Here is a 17,868-nt window from a genome sequence, read left to right as displayed (position 1 = left end):
TGAGAGTGTCGGCTGGTCTCAGCGAGCGAGAAGGGACGCGAACGGAACGGTCACCCCGACCACGCCCCTAGGTCCGCTCGTACAGGAACACGTCGTCGGGGTCGTGCCGATCGCGGATCGCTCGTAGCCGCTCGGCATTCGACGCGTACACGTCGACGGCGTCGGATTCGGTTCCCCCCGCGAAGTTCGGGAGCGTCCCGTCGATCGATGTCGAACTCCGAAACCGCCGACAGACCTCTCTGACCCACGCCACGTTCTCGGCAGTCGCAGTCGGATCGTCCCAGGCCGCCTCGACGTTGACGACCACGTCGGCGTCGCGTCCGACGATCGGACTCGACGAGTCAGGATACCGCCCGACAGCGCCGTGCATCGGCCAGACGACGATCGTCGAGAGATCCGATGGCGCGTTTTCGGCCGCCCCCCGGAGCGCCCCGATGGCGTCGTCGTCGAGTTCGGCCAGCGGCACCGACTTCCAGTAGTAGCGACGTCCGGCCGGGAATTCCGCGTCCATCATCGACTGGAGTTCGGTGTATGCCATCGTCTCGAAGGACTCGGCGAAGGAATCCGAGCGGTCGCAGAACTGGTCGAATTCGAGTCTGCCCTCTGAAGGGTCGCCCGTGTAGACGCCGGAGAGGACGAGCGCGCCTTCTCCGCGGCGGTCGTCGGGGAACCAGGAATCGGCTGGAACGCGTGCGAAATACGGCGAAACGCACGACTCGTCAGGTGCGTCCCGTTGGTAGCGTCGGTACTCCGCGAGCGCGGGGGCGGCCCCCTCGGCGGGCAGCCACGTCTCGAAGTAGCAGACGTCGTGATCGAGCGGGTGGAGGTCGAACTCGAACGCGGTGACGACGCCGGGCGTTCCGCCGCCGCGGGCCGCCCAGAAGAGATCTTCGTTGCGGTCGGCGTTCGCGGTCACGCGCTCGCCGCGGCCGGTGACGACGTCGACCTCGCAGAGGTTGTCGGCGGTGAACCCGTGCTTCGGCGACAGGTAGCCCGTGCCGCCACCGAGCGTGAGACCTGCGACGCCGGTGTCGGAGACGACACCGCCGGGCGTGGCCAGCCCGAACGATTGCGTCGCGCGGTCGAGCGTCCCCCACGTCGCACCCGGTCCGACGCGGGCGACTCGTTCGTCGGGGTCGACGCGGACCCACTCCATTTTCGAGCAGTCGACGACGAAACCGCCGGAGACGACCGAAGATCCCGAGACGCTGTGGCCGCCGCTGCGAACGACGACGGTGAGGTCGCGCTCGCGGGCGAACGAGACCGACGCGAGAACGTCACCGACGGATTCGCAGTACGCGATTGCGACCGGGTACTCGTTTATCATCCCGTTCCAGACTCGTCTCGCCTCGGCATAGGCGTCGTCGGGAGTGACGTCAGTGTCGCCGGGAGCGACAACAGCCTCAGCAGGAGCGACGACAGTGCCGTCGAGGTTCTGGGAGAGCACATCCAATGGAAGCTTCGACGCGGTTTCCCGCGCCTCCCGGTTCGCGTCCATACGGGTTCGAACGAGCCGAGTCGCTTACCGATTGGGATCACGAACGGATGCGGGGGGTGACCGTGATCGGACGCGAGTTTATATACGAACACGCGGCCAGTGCCCCCGTGATCTGAGAGTCACCCCGCGCCGGAAAGCGGTTGTTCGGTACATCGGCGCGGGTTTCGAGATCGGCGATGCAGGCGAGGGCATCGTTCGACGGCGGTGACGAGACGTCGTTCGATGGCGGTAACGAGACCTCGTTCGGAGACGCCAGGGACGTCGCTCGAAGATGCTGCGCCGTCGCAAGCGGGTACCGACTGTTTGCCCATTCGTTCCAGAGAGCGACTGCACCGCAGGCAACCGTGGAGGATCTGTACGCGATCGGTCGATCTACCCGGGTGAGGAGCCGTGCCGTTACTGGTCGAGCAGCTCGCCCATCCGATCGAGGTACTCGTCGTAGACGGCGATGGCGGACTCGATCGGCTCAGAGGAAGTCATGTCCACGCCCGCGGTTTCGAGCACGTCGATCGGGTACTCCGACCCGCCCAGTGCCAACGCTTCGCGGTACGCAGACGCCGCGTCCTCGCCGTCTTCGAGGATTCGCTCAACAATCGCGACAGCGGCGGAGATGCCGGTCGCGTACTGGTAGACGTAGTAGTTGTAGTAGAAGTGCGGGATGCGCATCCACTCGCGGTCGATCCGGCCGTCGAGGGCGGCCGGTTCGTAGAACGCCGCCTTGAGCTCGCGGTAGGTCTCGTCGAACCGATCGGGCGTGAGCGCGCCGTCGTCCTCGGCGATCTCGTGGATCCGGAGCTCGAAGTCGGCGAACATCGTCTGGCGGAAGAGCGTCGACCGGAAGCGCTCAAGGTACTCGTCGAGAACGTGCATTCGAAGCTCGTCGTCCTCGATGGTTTCGAGGAGGTGGTGCGTCAGGAGCGTCTCGTTGACCGTCGAGGCGACCTCGGCGACGAAGATCGTGTAGTCCGCGTACTGCCACGGCTGGGCGTCCTTCGCGAGTTCGGAGTGCAGCGAGTGGCCGAGTTCGTGTGCCAGCGTGAACATCGAGGTGATGTCGTCCTGGTAGTTCATCAAGATGAACGGCTGGGTGTCGTAGGTGCCCGAGGAGAACGCGCCCGAGCGCTTGCCGCGGTTCTCGTAGACGTCGACCCAGCGGGAGTCGAGGCCCGCTTCGACACGGTCTTGGTAGGCCTCGCCGAGGGGCGCGACCGCGTCGACGATGTACTCCGTCGCCCGCTCGTAGGAGATCTCCGGCCCTTCGTCGCCAGTCATCGACATATACAGATCCCACATCCGAAGTTCATCGACACCGAGGGCGTCTCGCTTTAGCTCTGCGTGTCGATGGAGGCTATCGAGGTTGTCGTGAACGGTATCGACCAGCGTGTCGTATACCTCGACCGGGACGTTGGGGCCGTCGAGCGCCGCCTTCCGAGCGGTTTCGTAGTTGCGGGCACGGGCGTACTTCACGTCCTTTCTGACGCTGTTCTTCAGTGACGTCCCGACGGCGTTGCGGACGTCGTCCCACTCGTCGTAGAACTGCTCGTAGACCTCCCGTCGGAACTCGCGGTCGGGGTGTTTCTGTAGCTTCGTGAAATTGCCCTGAGAGATCTCTACCGATTCGCCGTCGGGGCGTTCGACGGTCGGAAACGTCATATCCGCGTTCGAGAGCATCCCGTAGATGTCCGAAGACGCGCCAGCGACTTCGCCCAGTTCGGCGAGGACCTCCTCGACCTCCGCCGATCGGGTGTGCGGCTTCATCCGCAGCACATCGTCGAAATAATGCTCGTAGTCGGCGAGCGTCGGTTCGCTCTCGACGAACGATTCGACGTCCGACTCGTCGAGTCGCTGGAGTTCGGGTTCGAGGAAACTCACCGCCGACTGCGTCGCCGACGCGAGCGACTCGGCCTTCGCGCTCATCGCCTGGTACTCCTGGTTCCGGGTGTCTTCCGCACTTCGAAGGCTCGCGTAGCTGCTGACCTTCGATACTTCGCGGAGGAGTTCCTCCTGGAGTTCCAGCAGTTCCAAGAGGGTCTCGGGGTCCTCGGTCACTCGACCTTCGTAGGCTCGGAGTTCCTCGATCCGTCCGTTGATCGACTCGTAGGCATCCTCCCACGCCTCGTCGTCGGGATAGATGCTCGTGAGGTCCCACGTGTCCTCGGTGTCGATTTCGCTTCGCTCGGGAACCTGGCTCATACCCGAAAGAGCCTCGGCGTCGTGGTAAGAGTTACTCACCCGGCGAAATCGCGATCAAGGGCTCGCTCCGGGTGGCTCCTCATTCACCGAGGTTCGAGGCGATATGGTGCAGCGACTGGTTCGGCCGACGCGGGACATCGTAGACGACCCGTTCGCCCGGTTCCCGGAGGCCGTAGCAGAATCCCGGATCGAGTTCGTCGAGTTCGACCGCGTCACCCGGACCGCGGTCGTGCGTCTCACACCACTCGGTGAACCGGTTCTCGCCGTCTCTCGGTTCACGAGCCAGTCGTCGATTGTCGTACGATCCGCGTAGAAGAAGCCCGGACGCGTCGGCGACGACTCGCGCGTGAGTCGTCAGGCCGCCGAGCAACAGCCGGATGTAATCGCCCTCCTCGACGACGGCACCGTCGGGGAGTCGGAGACAGGGTCGTCTGGTGCCGCCGCTCCGAGCGAGCGACGCGCGGAGGCTCCGCACTGAGTCGTGATCGCTCGGAACGCGTTCGGACACGGGGGTTACTCTTCGTCGTCCTCGTCGTCGGCTTCGGCGTCGTCCGCCTCATCCTCAGCGTCCGCTTCGACGTCGTCTTCGGCGTCGTCGGCGTCCTCCTCGGCGCTTTCGTCCGCAGCGGCATCGGCGTCAGCCTCTTCGTCGGCCGCGTCCTCGCCTTCCTCCGCTTCGTCGTCGCCGAGCGTGCCGTCGACGAGCGACGCGTTGACCTGCGCGGTCGCGTCGGAGATCTGTCGGCCGCGGACAGTGATCCGCTTTCGCTCGCCGTCGCGCGAGGGCTCGTAGCCCACGCCGCCCTCGAGGAGGAGTTCCTTCAGGTTCGATCCGGCGACGTCGGCGCGCATCGGACGTCCGGCCTCGTCGGAGCCGCCGGTGAGTTCCAGGGTCTGTCCGTCGAGACCGACGGCACCGGCGTCGACCTCGTCGCCGAGTTCGCGCCCGATGAATCGGTTCGCGTCCTGTCCGTCGACCTCGAACTGCTCTGTGTGTCCGGTCTCGTTGGAGACGACGACCTTGAATTCAGCCATAGACGGGAGGAGACGGCCGCCGATAAAAAGTACGTCGAAAGCGACTCCCGGCAGGATGCGGCCGTGAGGGGGCGACTACGGGACGTTGGAGTCGGTTTCGACGCTCGCCTTCGGTCCGACAGCGGATTAGGCCTCGAAGCCGTCTTCCCAGCGGAATCGTCCGTTTCGCTGGACGACATCGCCGTCGATTTCGAGGCGCGAATCCTCGCTCACGTCGGTGATGAGGTCGACGTGAACTGCGGAATCGTTACCGTTTTTTCCCTCCGGAAGACACGCGTCGTAGGCCCGTCCGAGCGCGAGGTGAACCGTATCGCCCATCTTCTCGTCGAAGAGGATGTTGTCCGTGACCCGGTCGATTCCGCGGTTCATTCCGATTCCGAGTTCGCCCAGCCGACGCGCTCCCTCGTCGGTGTCGAGCAAGTCGGCGATGGTTTCCGCCCCGGTGTCGGCACTGAAGTCGACGACGCGGCCCGCCTCGAATCGGAGCCGCACGTCGCGGACGCGTGTCCCGGAGATGGTCATCGGAACGTCGAAGACGACCTCGCCCTCCGCGTCGTACGGCGCGGTGAACACCTCCCCGGAGGGGAGGTTGTGGGAGTCGTAGGCGACTGAGGCGGCAGAGTTGACCGCGCTTCGGCCCTCGATCGACATCGTGAGATCCGTCTCTGCACTCACCAGTCGGACCTCGCTCCCGTCGTCGAGGAGCGATTTCAACTGCGACATCTCCCCGGCGAGCGACTCCCAGTCGCGGAGAATCGCCTCGTAGGCGAACTCCTGGTACGCCTCATAGGACATCCCGGCCTGCTGGGCGAGCGATCGCGTCGGATGGACAGTCGACACCCAGTCGGTGTCCATCCGCGCCTCCTTGATCGGCTGGCTCGCCCGCGCGGCGTCCTGCCGCGTCTGGCCGTCGACGTCCGCCGCGGCGAACGTGTTGCGGCCGCCGCCGAGAAAGAGCACGGAATCCGCGTTCTCGTAGAGGGCGAGTTCGTGCGCTGGCGTCTCGAAGTCGCCGTCGTGCGCGCGGAGGTACGCGCGAGAAATCTCTTCAGAGGCGTAGGTCGTGACCACGTTCGCGCCGCGGTCGCCGAGCACCGCGGCGACGGCGACGGCGAGGTCGTGGGCGTCTTCGGCGACGCTGAGAACGACGTCGTCGCCCGATTCGATGCGCGCGCTCCAGTCGACTAGCGTCTCGGCGTGCTCGCGGATGCGTTCGTCCATACGAGCCACTCGACGGGCGCGGTCAAAAACGCTTATCGCCCGACGTGGCCGAGCCTCGAACGTGACAACTATCGCGCTGGCGACCGCCGCCGATATGCCCGACCTCGTCGACGACGACGCTTCGTTCCTGGCCGCGCTGCGCGAACGCGGCGTAACCGCGGTCCCCGTCGTCTGGTCCGACAAATCCGTGGAGTGGGGCCGGTTCGACGCGGTCGTGATCAGATCGATCTGGGATTACTACCGTCGTCCCGACGAGTTCGCGGCGTGGGTCGACCGACTCGATGCGGCGTCGACGACGGTGCTGAACGCGCCCGAGACGGTGCGGTGGAACCGCCACAAGTTCTACCTTCGAGACTTGGACGCCCGCGGTGTCTCGACGCTGCCGACGGAGTACGTCGAGCGGGGCGATGACGTCGCTCTCGCGGAGGTCTTCGCGGAACGCGGCTGGGACGAAGTCGTCGCCAAGCCCGCGGTGAGCGCGGGCGCGTTTCGGACGAAACGAATCGCCCGCACGGATGCGGCCGACGAGCAGGCGTGGCTCGACAATCTGCTCGGCGAGCGCGACGTCCTCATCCAACAGTTCGCCGACGGGATCACGGACGGCGAATGGTCGCTGGTGTTCTTCGACGGCGCGTACAGTCACGGTGTCGTCAAGCGGCCGAAAGCGGGCGATTTCCGCGTTCAAGAGGACCACGGCGGCAGCGTCGATGCCGAGACGCCGGGAGCGTCGCTTCGAGACCAGGCCGCCGACGTCGTCGACGCGGTGACGAACGAACTGGACGGGCCGGTTCCGCTGTACGCGCGGGTCGACGGCATCACGAGGGAAGAACGCGGGTCGAAAATCGGAACGGACAGCGACGGGTCCGACGCGACAGAGTTCGAACTGCTGGAAGTCGAACTGATCGAACCGGAGCTGTTCTTCCGGGTCGATGACGACGCCGGAGGACGGCTGGCAGACGCACTTCTCGACCGTTTGTAGCCGTCTCACCGTCGGTCGAGGCGGTTGAACCGCCCGTCTCGCCACGAAACCACAATCACTACCACCTCCGCCGAGGAGTTCGAGATATGCAACTGGGCGTCATCGGCCTCGGCCGGATGGGACAGATCGTCGTCGACCGCGTGTTCGACGCCGGACACGACGTGGTAGCGTTCGATCTCGATGCGGAGGCGGTCGCGACCGCCGCGGACGCGGGGGCGACGCCCGCAGCGGACCTCGACGACTTCGTCGAGCGACTCGGTGCCGACAAGCGGATTTGGCTGATGGTGCCCGCTGGCGAGGCAGTCGACGTGACGTTGGAGGAACTCAAACCGCATCTCGGTCCCGACGACGTCGTCGTCGACGGCGGCAACTCCCACTTCGAGGCCTCGGTCCGGCGGGCCGACGCGACGGACGCGGCGTACCTCGACTGCGGCACATCCGGCGGCCCCGCGGGCGCGGAGCTGGGCTTCTCGCTGATGATCGGCGGCCCGAAGTGGGCCTACGAGACGATGACGCCCGTCTTCGACGCCGTCGCCACGGGATCGGCGGGCCACGACCGGATGGGCCCCAGCGGCTCGGGTCACTACGTGAAGATGATCCACAACGGCGTCGAGTACGCGCTGATGCAGGCCTACGGTGAGGGCTTCGAACTTCTCGCGAACGGTCGCTACGACCTGGATCTCGAATCCGTCGCGCGCACGTGGAACAACGGCGCGGTCATCCGCTCGTGGCTGCTCGAACTCTGCGAGGAGGCCTTCCGCGAGGAGGGCAACGAACTGGGCGACGTCGCCGATCACGTCTCCGGCGGATCGACGGGAACCTGGACCGTCCAGGAGGCACTCGAACAGGAGGTACCGGTGCCGCTCATCTATCAGGCGCTCGCCGAGCGGTTCGGCAGCCGAGCCGACGACGGCCGCTTCGGTCGACGGCTGGCCAACCGCCTGCGTTACGGTTTCGGCCGTCACGAGGTCGAACGCCGCGACGAATAGCCCACACAGCCACCCGCGGTGAGGGCTACGCCCAACACCGTCGACGACGACTCGTTGCTCCGACGACAACGACCGCACAACCACTCCGGATGGGACTGGAAGGGGCCGCGGCGCTCGGTAGCCGAGGCGAAGTAAGCACCGCAGGAGCGAGCAGAGCGAGCGACGAGGAGCGCGGCGAGTCGCAGGCAGCGAGCGCCGCGGGGGCTTCCGGAATCGTCTTCGCCGCACTGACGCCACAATCGACCGCTGAACCTTCGTACTGCCGCGGCAATCACAATTTCCTTAACCCCCGACTCCGTAGCCGCCGCTAATGGTCGAAATCAATTTCGTGGGGCTGGGTCTCGGGGTGGCCCTCACGCTTCTGGCGGTGTCGCTTCACTACGCCCGTGGCACCGGCTGGGCCCCCACCGGAGACATCTCCCAGGAGGTGCTCGAACGTCGGGCACGCACCGTCCCGGAAACGGATTTCCCCGAACCGATGAACCGCTCTATCGGTGGCGGCGGCGTCGCCGCGGGAGCGGTCGCTGGCGGCGAGGAGGGCGCTGAACTCGAAGAAGGCGGCGACGACGCCGAACCGAGTCCCGCCGACATCCCCGAGGACGAGATCGAGTACTTCGACGTCGAGTTCGTGAAACAGGGCGAGACGATCGAACTCGCGAACAACCGGACCGTCCTCGAACAGGGCGAAGATAACGGCTGGGACCTTCCGTACGCCTGTCGCGAGGGGCAGTGTGTCTCCTGTGCGGGGCAGATTACCTCCGGCGGGAACTCCGAGGACTACGTCGTCCACGACAACCAGCAGATGCTCGACGACACCGAACTCGACGAGGGCTACACGCTCACGTGCGTTGCCTACCCCCGCGCGGACTTCACGATCGAGACCGGCGAAGCGCCCTGAAACGGGCGGTTTTCTCTTGTATTCTGTTCACAATCGTTTTATCACCGGCAGGTCTACGAGGCGTCGAGGGCCCGTAGCTCAGTGGACAGAGTCCCTGGTTCCGGACCAGGATGTCGCGGGTTCAAATCCCGTCGGGTCCGTTCGCTTCGCTCACTCCCCCGACGTAGTCACGTTCGCTGACGCTCACGTGACTCCCGTCGGGTCCGTTTTGTGGAATGTGCGTTTGATGAACCGGTATCGTCTCGAATATCGGCGTTGTCAAACGCCGCTTACTGGGGGTTAGAGCCGGTGATATTTTCGATGTCGGATGTGACTTCCTGGCGGCCGAGGTGCGTGATTCGGTAGAACGTCTGCCGACTATCCTGGTCTTCGGGGGCACCGGTTCGAGCAACGAGGCCAGCTTCGACGAGTTTCCCCAAGTGGTGCGTGAGGTCGAACTGCGGATCGTCGATCGCGCTGGCCAGTTCCTTGCGAGCGACTTCCTCCCGATCCCAGAGGTAATAGAGGACGGCGTACCGCCTCGAATCGCCCGTGGTCCTACGCTGGAAGGCTACGTTGCCCTCTCAAGAACGATGGGGCACAGTCCTCAGCGCTTTGATTGTGTGGGCACCGACCTATATCCGTCCAAACTCCCAAGGACACCTATGTCTCTCCGTGAGCGTGCTGAAACGACCCTCTGGAAACGACACTCGAATCCGAAGAGCGGCTGGTCACGCGTACCCACGGGCCCGCTTCTCGTCTACGCACTCTACCGTCGAAACTGGCGGCTGCTACTCGCGACAGTCGTCTGGCTAGTCATAAATCCGATCCTGTTCAATCCGCCCGAAAGCGACGATGCGTGGATGACGCGCGCGGTCCTCGCAGAGCGCTGGTGGATTCGAGACGAAGACCGCCCGACGGTCGGCCTCGACTACCCGAACGTCTGCAACGCGGCGGGCGCGTTCGGGTTCTGCTACGCACTGTACGCCGCGTATCGACGGCGGCCGCTCGGGGCCATCGTCGGAACGATCGCCTCGATCGGGCTGAAGTTCTGGTGGCTCCGCGTGCTGGTGAAACGGTACGATACAACCGCGGAGCGTTCGACGTAGCGCGGTATACCGCTCGTGCGCCGCTGCCCGGAGAAGCCGAGAACCGGTCTGTATCCCTCCGAACGCGGAACTCTCTTTCGCCGTTCGAAAACGACGCCTCGAATCCACACTCGAAAACGAGGTCTGTGCCCTCACTCGAAAACGACGCCTCGGACCTCGAACCGGGCACCGCCCGACTCGCTCTCGGTGACGGAGACGGTCCAGTCGTGTTCGTCGGCGACCTTGGCGACGATATTCAGACCGAAACCCGTTCCGCTCTCGGCGGTCGAGTAGCCCATCTCGAACACGTCAGACCGGTGTTCGGCAGGGATACCGGAACCATCGTCGGCGACGTAGAAGCCGTCGTCCATCGATCCGACCGTGACGGTCACGTCCGGCCCGCCGTGTTCGACCGCGTTCCGGAACAGGTTCTCGAAGAGTTGCTGGAGGCGGGTCGGATCCCCTCGAACCGTCCCGTCGATCCGTATCTCGACCGTCGCGTTCGCAGTGGCCACGTTTCGCCAACAGGTCGCGGCGAAGCTGGCCAAATCGATCGGGTCACGCGAAGTTCCCCATTTCCCCTTCCGTGCGAGCGTCAGCAGGTCGTCGATCAGCGCGTTCATTCGATCGTGCGTCCGCGCGACGGTGTCGAGATGCTCGCTATCGTACTCCTCGCGGGCGAGTTCCAGACGTCCTTGAGCGACGTTGAGCGGGTTGCGGAGGTCGTGGCTCACGACGGAGGCGAACTCCGCGAGCTGTCGTTCGCGGTCCTTCCGTTCGGAGATATCGCGTGCGATGCTCAACACCGCTTTCTCACCCTCGTAGCTAATGAGGTTGGAGCTGATTTCGACCGGGATCCGTACTCCGTCTTTCGTCTCGTGGACCGTCTCGAAGACCTGCACTACGTCTTCGGGTAGTTCTTGGATCAGCCGCGAGATATCACCGCCTTCGAGTCCTTCGTCGATGTCCTGCGGCTTCATCGAGAGCAGTTCCTGGCGGGAGTATCCGAGCGCCTCCACGGCGGCGTCGTTGACCGCTCGAAGCCTCTCGTCGAGCCCGATGACCCACGCGGAGTCGTTCATCCCGTGGAACAGTTCGTCGGCCTGCCTGCGTGCCCGGTCGAGTTCGCGTTCTCGAACTTTCTGCTCGGTGATGTCCTGGACGGCTCCGCGGAGCGTCACGACCGTCCCGTCCTCCACCGTGGGAACGCCCTGCACGCGAAGCCACCGACGTTCACCGTCCGGTTCGGAGAACCGTACCTCGACGTCGAACGACTCGCCAGCGTCGAGCGCATTTTCGATGGCGTCGGCGATCACCGCTCGGTCGTCCTCGTGGTGCGCGCCGATGATGTCGTCCAGCGAGAGGTTGCGGTCGCGATTCACGCCGAACATCTCATAGAGGTTTGCAGTCCAGAACACCTCCATCGTGACCGGGTCGAGTTCCCAGCCGCCCACGTCCGCGATGTGTTCGGTTCGAACGAGGAGATCGCGCATCCGATCGAACTGTCGTTCGCGCGTACGGCGCTCTGTGACCTCGCGCGTCACGCCGACGACGCCTTCGACCGCACCGTCGACGACGAGCGGTGCCAGTCGGTATTCGAGCACGGTGGGACCGTAGGTGGGTAACGACAGTTCAGTCTCCCCGCGGAGTTCCTCGCGGTCGCCGTCGAGGAGTTCGCGGTAGGGATCGCCATCGGCGGCCGCTCTGAGCTGGTCTAACAGCGCGCTCGACTGTCCCTCAAGCGCGTCGGGAGTCGTCCCGTAGATCTCCGCGAACCGCTCGTTTACGACCTCGAAACGGCCGTCCGCGTCGTAGATACAGGCAGCCTCCCGCATCGTGTTCACCATCCGTTCGTAGCGGCGCAGCGATCGCTCGTGCTCGATCTGTTCGGAGATGTCCCGAGAAATAGCCACAAACCGCCGTTCGGCGTCGCCCGCGGGGATCCGAGTGAGGTGGACTTTCACCGGGAAGCTCTCGCCGTCGGCGCGCAGGAAGGAGGTCTCGATCTCGAACCGATCGCCGACGTCCATCCCGTCCCAGATCTCCCGCAGTTTCTGGGGATCGCTGTCGCGGTCGACGTCCCACACCTTCTTTCCGATCAGTTCGTCCTCGGACTGTTCGAACACCTCACAGAACCGTTTGTTCACCTCGATGATCGTCCCTTCGCCGGTGTGGATATCGATCATATCCGGCGAGTTCTCGAACAGCGCCTCCAACCGAGCCGTCGTCCGCTTCAGACGCTCCTCACGTTCTTTCTGTGCCGTGACGTCCGTGATGAACCCCTCGAGCGCGATCAACTCGTCTCCCTCGTAGACCCCCCGGCCCCGTTCCCACACCCACCGAGTGTGTCCGTTCGAAGTGGAGATTCGGTATGTGATCTCAAACCTTCGATCCGCGGCGAGTGCCTCTTGAGCGGAGGACCACACGGTGTCTCGATCCTCCGGGTGGATGATCTCGTCCCCCCACTGCACCTCGTTACGCTCCAGCGCTTCAGCGGTGAAGCCGGTGAGCGATTCGACCTCGCCTTCGACGGTCTCCATCGGCCAGCCCGGTTCGTTCCGACAGCGATAGACCATTCCCGGGAGATTTTCGATGAGCGTCTCCAGTCGCCGGGTTCGCTCCGACAACAGCCGGTTCGACTGCCGGGCGTCGACGGCGTTGATGATCCGGTTCGCGAGGAGTTCGTACTGCTCGGGTCCCGTCCCCTTCTGGAGGTAATCGGTCACACCGGCGGAGATCGCATCGCTGGCGATCTCTTCGGACCCCTTGCCCGTGTAGAGGATGAACGGAAGGTCCAGATTCGTCTCGCGGACCGTTTCGAGGAACTCGATGCCGTTCCGCCCCGGCATATCGTAATCGGAGACGACGCAGTCGACGTTATGCGCGGCGAGGATCCGTCGTCCGTCTTCGACGGTCGTGGCCGATCGGACCGTGAGTCGGGGGGCGACGCGTTCGAGGAACGTTGTCACCAGATCGCCGAACGCGGGGTCGTCGTCGACGTGGAGGACGTCGATCGAATCAGCGGAGTCAGTCATACGGATGGGCTCGTTGTCTCGGACTCACGTCGGGGCACCTTAAGCGGTGGCCGTCGGATAGGCCGGGGTTCTCCCAGTCAAACGGGTGGAGCGCGGCGCCGTCACTCGAACTGATAAAACACGACGCCGCAGGTCTCACAGGCGACGACCGGTGCGGGCTCCCCGTCGAGGTCGGGGACCGTGTGTCCGCAGCAGTCGTCGGGCCTGCTCTCGACCAGTTCGTCGCCGCACTCCGGACAGGTGTCGAGGAACGCACACAGCGCGTACGCCGCCTGCGCTCGCAATCTCTCGGGGACGTCGGTTTCAGCGAGCGCCCGCAGCGCCCCCACCTCGGCGAGTGCGACCGGTCGGCGGAGCCACGTCGTCGATCCGCCGGAGCCGGTGACGACGAGGAAGACGTCCGAACCGCTCCCCTCGACCCGCGTCGAATCGGCGTTCGCGACCGTCTCGGTCACGATGTCGGTGAGAGCGACGTCCGAGCGATCGGCCAACGAGGCCATCTCCGCGCGCCACGAGGACGCGAACGCGTTCTCCGGTTCCAGGCGCTCGTCGTCGACGACGACGACCGACGCCGCGACGAGGGCTTCGAGAACGTGTTCGGCGGTGGCGTCCCCGTTTCCGTCGTCTGCGGCATCATCAGTATCTGTGGCGGCGGTATCTGCGACTCCACCGACGTCCCCCAGCGTATCCGAGCGGCGCGAGTGGCCGAAGAACGAACCGGGGAGCCGCTCGGCGATCCGCGGGGCGAACTGCGGCGTGTACGGAAGGAGATACCCGCGGAGCCAGATCGCGAGGAGGCCCACGAGAGCGACCGCGAGGCCGAGACCGGGGGTCCAGACGCCGACTACCGCAGCCACGGCGACCAAGACGACAACGTTGACGACCGTGCACGCGCGACAGCGGTTCGCGCCGGTGTACTCGGGCCGACGGAATCGATCGAGCACGGTCATCTGAACCGCCGGGAGCGCGCCATCGATCAGGCCACCTCTCCGAGCGCTTCGAGGACGCCGTCGGCGAACGCGCCCTCCGTTTGCGTGTCTGCTCGCGCGATGGCGGTCTCGTCGGCGTTCGCGACGGCGACAGCGTAGCCCGCGAGGTCGAACAGTTCCGCGTCGTTCGCGGAGTCGCCGATCGCGACGAACGCCTCGGGATCGCGGTCCAACCGCTCGCAGGCGCGTCGCAGCCCGGTTGCTTTGCTCACGTCGGGCGATTTGACGTGGTAGGCGTAGCCGGAGTCGACGATGGTCTGGCCGTACTCGGCGGCGAGCGATTCGAGTAGGTCCCTCGGGACCGATCGGGTCACCGAGAGCTCCGTCTCCCGCCAGCGGTTGTGCATATCCGGTTCGGGCCAGCCGCCGGGATAGCCTTCCGCGCGGAGGTCCGACGCGACCGCCCGGGCGGCCGAGGCGTCGCCGTCGACCGTGAGATCGCCGTCGACGAGGACGACACCCCCGTTCTCCGCGATGACGCGCTCGCGGATGCCGATGAACGCACACAGCGCGACGGGGTACGCGAAGGATTTTCCGGTCGCGACGACCACCGGTTCATCCCACTGGCGCAGCGGCGCGAACAGTCGCTCGTCGATGCCTCCGTCGGGGCGAGTCATCGTCCCGTCGATATCGATGGCGAGGGGTCTGCTCATCGCTCACCGCCGCCGTCGAGTCCGCCCGGTGTCTCGTCGTATTCGGCGGTCGGTGCCATCGCAGCAGAGAGCGCCAGTTCGTCGGGACGTGTCGGCTCAGCAGTTACCATCACCGCGTTTCGCACGCCGAAACCGCGAGAGCCGACTCGGAGAGCCTCCGCGAACGGATCGCGGGCGGGCGGCGACGGCCGACTTCGGCGCGAGCGGAAAACGGACGAGTCCATCACAAGCACCGTCTGCGCGGCCCCACCGTATTAATTTTCACATACAACGAGATACCACCAGTAAAGAAATCACTCGCTGAGCAGTACGTCGAATCCGAGGAGAGAGCGCCCAACGACGGACGGCGGCGATCGCGTGCCGGTGCGAACCATTTATTCCTACCCGTGATATACGAAGGCACATCTGGCTGTTGGGAGGCGGCCGCTTCGGGTTGGGACGGCAATTCAAATGACGACGCACACATTCGTCGGGGCAATCGACCAGGGGACCACCGGAACCCGGTTCATCGTCTTCGACCGCGAGGGAGCCCCGGTCGGCCGCGCGTACGCGCGGCACGAACAATCAACGCCCGAACCGAACCGGATGGAGCAGGACGCAAACAGCATCTGGGAGTGTACGAAGTCTGTCGTTCGGGAGGGCCTTCGAGACGCCGCGGTGGATCCCGAGCAGATCGCGGCCATCGGCATCGCCAATCAGCGCGAAACGGCCCTGCTGTGGGACGCGTCGACCGGCGAACCCCTCGGCGACGCCATCGGCTGGCGAGATCGCAGGGCGACCGAGCGGTTCGAGACGACGCTCGACGCGGAGGGGCATCGAATCCGTCGAATAACCGGACTCCAACCCGACCCGTACTTTTCGGCGGCGAAGCTCACGTGGCTGCTCGAACGCGGCGGCGAAGAGGGATCGCGGGATCTCCACCGTCGCGCGGAGGCGGGTGAACTCCGCTTCGGAACGATCGATAGCTGGCTGGTGTACAACCTGACGGGGAGACACGTCACCGACGTGACCAACGCGTCGCGGACGATGCTGTTCGACATCGACTCGCTGTCGTGGAGCGAACGGCTATGTGCGGCGTTCGACGTCCCGATGGAAGTTCTCCCTTCGGTGTGCCCGTCGAGCGATCCGAACGCTTACGGTGAGACCGACTCCAGCGGGTTTCTGGGTGCGTCCGTCCCCGTGACCGCCGCGATGGGCGACCAACAGGCGTCGCTGTTCGGACAGGCCTGCTTCGAGCCGGGCGAGGCGAAGAACACCTACGGGAGCGGTTCGTTCCTGTTGGCGAGCACGGGTCGCGAGCGCGTCCGGTCGGAGAACGGTCTCATCGAGACGATCGGGTTCCAGCGCGCTGGCGGCGATGCCCGGTACGCGCTCGAAGGCCCGATCTTCGAGGCGGGTTCGGCGCTGGAATGGCTCAGCGACGTCTCGCTGCTCACCGATATCACGGAGATCGCATCGGCCGTCCAGCGCGTCGACTCCTCCGAGGGCGTCTACGTGGTCCCCGCGTTTTCGGGGCTCGGCGCGCCCCAGTGGGACGCTCGGGCGCGGGGGACGATCCTGGGGTTGACGCGGGAGACCCGGCGCGAACACGTGTTGTTGGCGACGCTCGAATCGATCGCCTATCGCGTTCGCGACGTCGTCTCGGCTGTCGAGGCCGACCTCGGCGACACGCTCTCGGAACTCCGCGTCGACGGGGCGGCGACGAGGAACGACTACTTCTGTCAGATGCAGGCGGACCTCGTCGCCCGACCGGTGGTGCGGCCGCAGGTCGATGCGACGAACGCGCTCGGTGCCGCGTACGCGGCGGGGCTCGCGGTGGGGTACTGGCCCTCACTGGACGCGCTACGGGAGGTCACCCAACGCGTACGTCGGTTCTCGCCGCAGATTGACACCGAAATCGCGGCCCGCAAGTACGAGCGATGGACCGACGCCGTCGAGCGAGCGATGAACTGGGAGCGAGAGCGCTAACATGGACATCGATGCCCGGATCAGGCGTCGACAGCGCGTGCAGACCGATCGTCGTCTGATCGTCGATTACGACCGACTCAGTCCGGTCGCCCACGTGGACGACCCCGTCGGCCGCGGCCCGGTCGTCGAGCGGTTGCTCGATCACCTGGATCCGGCGTTTCGGGGCGAACTTCCGCCGAACGGGTGTGTGTACGGGCCGAAAGGATCCGGAAAGTCCGCCGTCGTCTCCGTCCTGTTTGATCGGCTCGCGTCGCTGTCGCTGCAACCGGGAGCGGTGATTCACACGGCGACGCGGGTGCAGATGACCGAGGTGCCGTCGTTCGTCTACATCGACGCGCGGAAATCGAGTACCCGGTTCGCGCTGTACCGCGACCTCCTCAGCGGGCTGAGCGACGATTCCGTCCCCGACCAAGGCGTCGGCACCGACTGGATGTTCGAGCGACTGGAGCGCGCGCTCGCTCGGCAGTCCTCGGGCGTGGTCGTTGCGATAGATCACCTCGGAGAGGTGGAATCGGAGGACCTCGAGTGGTTGCTCGATGCGCTCTCCCCGCTCGATAAGCTATCGTGGCTCGCCATCAGACGAACGCCGCCCGGCCCGTCAGTCCCCGTCGAGGCGGACGCCCAGTTCGAGATGAAGCGGTATCAGGATCAGGTGTTGATCGACCTGCTGATGACGCGGGCTAACGAGGGATTCCCCGGCGAATCCCTGAATCACGCGGGAGCCAGACGGATCGCGGAGTGGGCGGACGGAGACGCACACGACGCGCTGTCAGCCCTGCTGGGAGCAGCCGAGGCCGCGATATCCGACGGAAACAACCACGTACGGGAGACCGACATCGAGGCGGGCATCGACTCGGTCCCGCGGCCGGGGGTGTCGCTGGGACGCATCTTCGCGCTCCCGGAGAACAAGCAGTCGGTGTTGCGGTCGCTGATCGACCTGGACGAGAGCGCCAGGGATTCGGTCACGACCGCGGCGTCGACGATTGCGGCCGTGGAGTCGGTGTCGCTGTCGCCGAGTACCGTCAAGCGGTTCCTCTATCAACTCGCGGAAACCGGCATCATCGAGCGGGTCCCCCACGGGACGACATCGGGGAAGGGGCGGCCGCCCAGCCGCGTGGAGCCGCGGTTCGCCACCCGCGCGTTCAGGAAGCTCTACGACGCGAGGTGACTCTACGATTCGGGGTGAACGCACAGGTGCCCGAGAGACAGCGGCCTCGAAACGCTTCGAGGCGCGGTTGAAGGGGATGCTCGCCGGAGCGCGGTCTCCACTACGTATTCGTATCAATCATATGCAGAGAATAATTATGTGAATACTGCTTATGAGGCGTATCCAAAGAATTAAG

General features: G+C 65.3%; 14 protein-coding genes, 1 tRNA gene and 2 pseudogenes. 7 read left to right on the top strand and 10 right to left on the bottom strand.

Features of this window, described 5'->3' with window-relative positions; translation table 11 throughout:
- Positions 1-67: 67 nt before the first annotated feature.
- The 5 genes and pseudogenes from FJT57_RS13805 to FJT57_RS13785 form a co-directional block, all read right to left on the bottom strand.
- On the bottom strand, positions 68-1,498 hold the full coding sequence (locus FJT57_RS13805; protein WP_144906216.1) for an FAD-binding oxidoreductase: 1,431 nt from the start codon (positions 1,496-1,498) through the stop codon (positions 68-70).
- Positions 1,499-1,894: 396 nt separating this feature from the next.
- Positions 1,895-3,691 carry an oligoendopeptidase F gene (gene pepF / locus FJT57_RS13800; RefSeq protein ID WP_144906214.1) on the bottom strand — a complete coding sequence of 599 codons (1,797 nt, stop codon included), beginning with the start codon at positions 3,689-3,691 and terminating at the stop codon, positions 1,895-1,897.
- Positions 3,692-3,770: 79 nt separating this feature from the next.
- Positions 3,771-4,199, bottom strand: a complete 429-nt coding sequence (locus tag FJT57_RS13795) for a DUF7112 family protein (protein WP_144906212.1) — start codon at positions 4,197-4,199, stop codon at positions 3,771-3,773.
- 128 nt (positions 4,200-4,327) lie between these two features.
- Positions 4,328-4,726 (bottom strand): annotated as a pseudogene (locus tag FJT57_RS13790) (30S ribosomal protein S6e); the annotation flags it as partial.
- Positions 4,727-4,852: 126 nt separating this feature from the next.
- Entirely contained in the window at positions 4,853-5,947 is a 1,095-nt protein-coding gene (locus tag FJT57_RS13785) for an aminopeptidase (RefSeq protein ID WP_144906208.1), read from the bottom strand.
- Positions 5,948-6,008: 61 nt separating this feature from the next.
- Between FJT57_RS13785 and FJT57_RS13780 the strand changes: the two genes are divergently transcribed.
- The 4 genes from FJT57_RS13780 (at position 6,009) to FJT57_RS13765 (ending at position 8,953) form a co-directional block, all read left to right on the top strand.
- Entirely contained in the window at positions 6,009-6,926 is a 918-nt protein-coding gene (locus FJT57_RS13780; protein WP_144906206.1) for an ATP-grasp domain-containing protein, read from the top strand.
- Positions 6,927-7,012: 86 nt separating this feature from the next.
- On the top strand, positions 7,013-7,915 hold the full coding sequence (gene gnd / locus FJT57_RS13775; RefSeq protein WP_144906204.1) for a phosphogluconate dehydrogenase (NAD(+)-dependent, decarboxylating): 903 nt from the start codon (positions 7,013-7,015) through the stop codon (positions 7,913-7,915).
- A 310-nt stretch (positions 7,916-8,225) separates the two neighbouring features.
- Positions 8,226-8,813 (top strand): 2Fe-2S iron-sulfur cluster-binding protein, encoded by a 588-nt coding sequence (locus FJT57_RS13770; RefSeq protein WP_144906202.1) that lies wholly within the window; start codon positions 8,226-8,228, stop codon positions 8,811-8,813.
- 67 nt (positions 8,814-8,880) lie between these two features.
- Positions 8,881-8,953 (top strand) — tRNA-Arg (locus FJT57_RS13765).
- Between the two features lie 129 nt (positions 8,954-9,082).
- Here the strand turns inward: FJT57_RS13765 and FJT57_RS17380 are convergent.
- Positions 9,083-9,322, bottom strand: a pseudogene (locus FJT57_RS17380) (helix-turn-helix domain-containing protein); the annotation flags it as partial.
- A 135-nt stretch (positions 9,323-9,457) separates the two neighbouring features.
- On the opposite strand from FJT57_RS17380, the gene FJT57_RS13750 reads away from it, so the two are divergent.
- Positions 9,458-9,901 carry a DUF6653 family protein gene (locus tag FJT57_RS13750; protein WP_144906200.1) on the top strand — a complete coding sequence of 148 codons (444 nt, stop codon included), beginning with the start codon at positions 9,458-9,460 and terminating at the stop codon, positions 9,899-9,901.
- A 131-nt stretch (positions 9,902-10,032) separates the two neighbouring features.
- Here the strand turns inward: FJT57_RS13750 and FJT57_RS13745 are convergent, their stop codons facing one another.
- From FJT57_RS13745 to FJT57_RS13730, 4 genes are all read right to left on the bottom strand, one after another.
- Positions 10,033-12,915, bottom strand: coding sequence for a PAS domain S-box protein (locus FJT57_RS13745; protein WP_144906198.1), 2,883 nt, complete (start codon positions 12,913-12,915; stop codon positions 10,033-10,035).
- Between the two features lie 101 nt (positions 12,916-13,016).
- Positions 13,017-13,865 (bottom strand): hypothetical protein, encoded by an 849-nt coding sequence (locus FJT57_RS13740; RefSeq protein WP_144906196.1) that lies wholly within the window; start codon positions 13,863-13,865, stop codon positions 13,017-13,019.
- Between the two features lie 26 nt (positions 13,866-13,891).
- Positions 13,892-14,557, bottom strand: a complete 666-nt coding sequence (locus tag FJT57_RS13735) for an HAD hydrolase family protein (RefSeq protein WP_144906194.1) — start codon at positions 14,555-14,557, stop codon at positions 13,892-13,894.
- Complete coding sequence (locus FJT57_RS13730) at positions 14,554-14,781, bottom strand: hypothetical protein (RefSeq protein ID WP_144906192.1); 228 nt, start codon at positions 14,779-14,781, stop codon at positions 14,554-14,556. Before FJT57_RS13730 ends, FJT57_RS13735 begins: the two co-directional genes overlap by 4 nt.
- 226 nt (positions 14,782-15,007) lie before the next feature.
- On the opposite strand from FJT57_RS13730, the gene glpK reads away from it, so the two are divergent.
- Both glpK and FJT57_RS13720 read left to right on the top strand, forming a co-directional pair.
- Positions 15,008-16,525 carry a glycerol kinase GlpK gene (gene glpK / locus FJT57_RS13725; protein WP_144906189.1) on the top strand — a complete coding sequence of 506 codons (1,518 nt, stop codon included), beginning with the start codon at positions 15,008-15,010 and terminating at the stop codon, positions 16,523-16,525.
- Position 16,526: 1 nt separating this feature from the next.
- Positions 16,527-17,693 (top strand): Cdc6/Cdc18 family protein, encoded by a 1,167-nt coding sequence (locus FJT57_RS13720; protein ID WP_144906187.1) that lies wholly within the window; start codon positions 16,527-16,529, stop codon positions 17,691-17,693.
- Positions 17,694-17,868 lie beyond the last annotated feature (175 nt).

It is taken from the genome of Halobellus captivus (assembly GCF_007655485.1).
GTDB lineage: Archaea > Halobacteriota > Halobacteria > Halobacteriales > Haloferacaceae > Haloquadratum > Haloquadratum captivum.
Note: the sequence above shows the minus strand (reverse complement) of the source record. Positions and strands in the feature narration are given on the sequence as shown.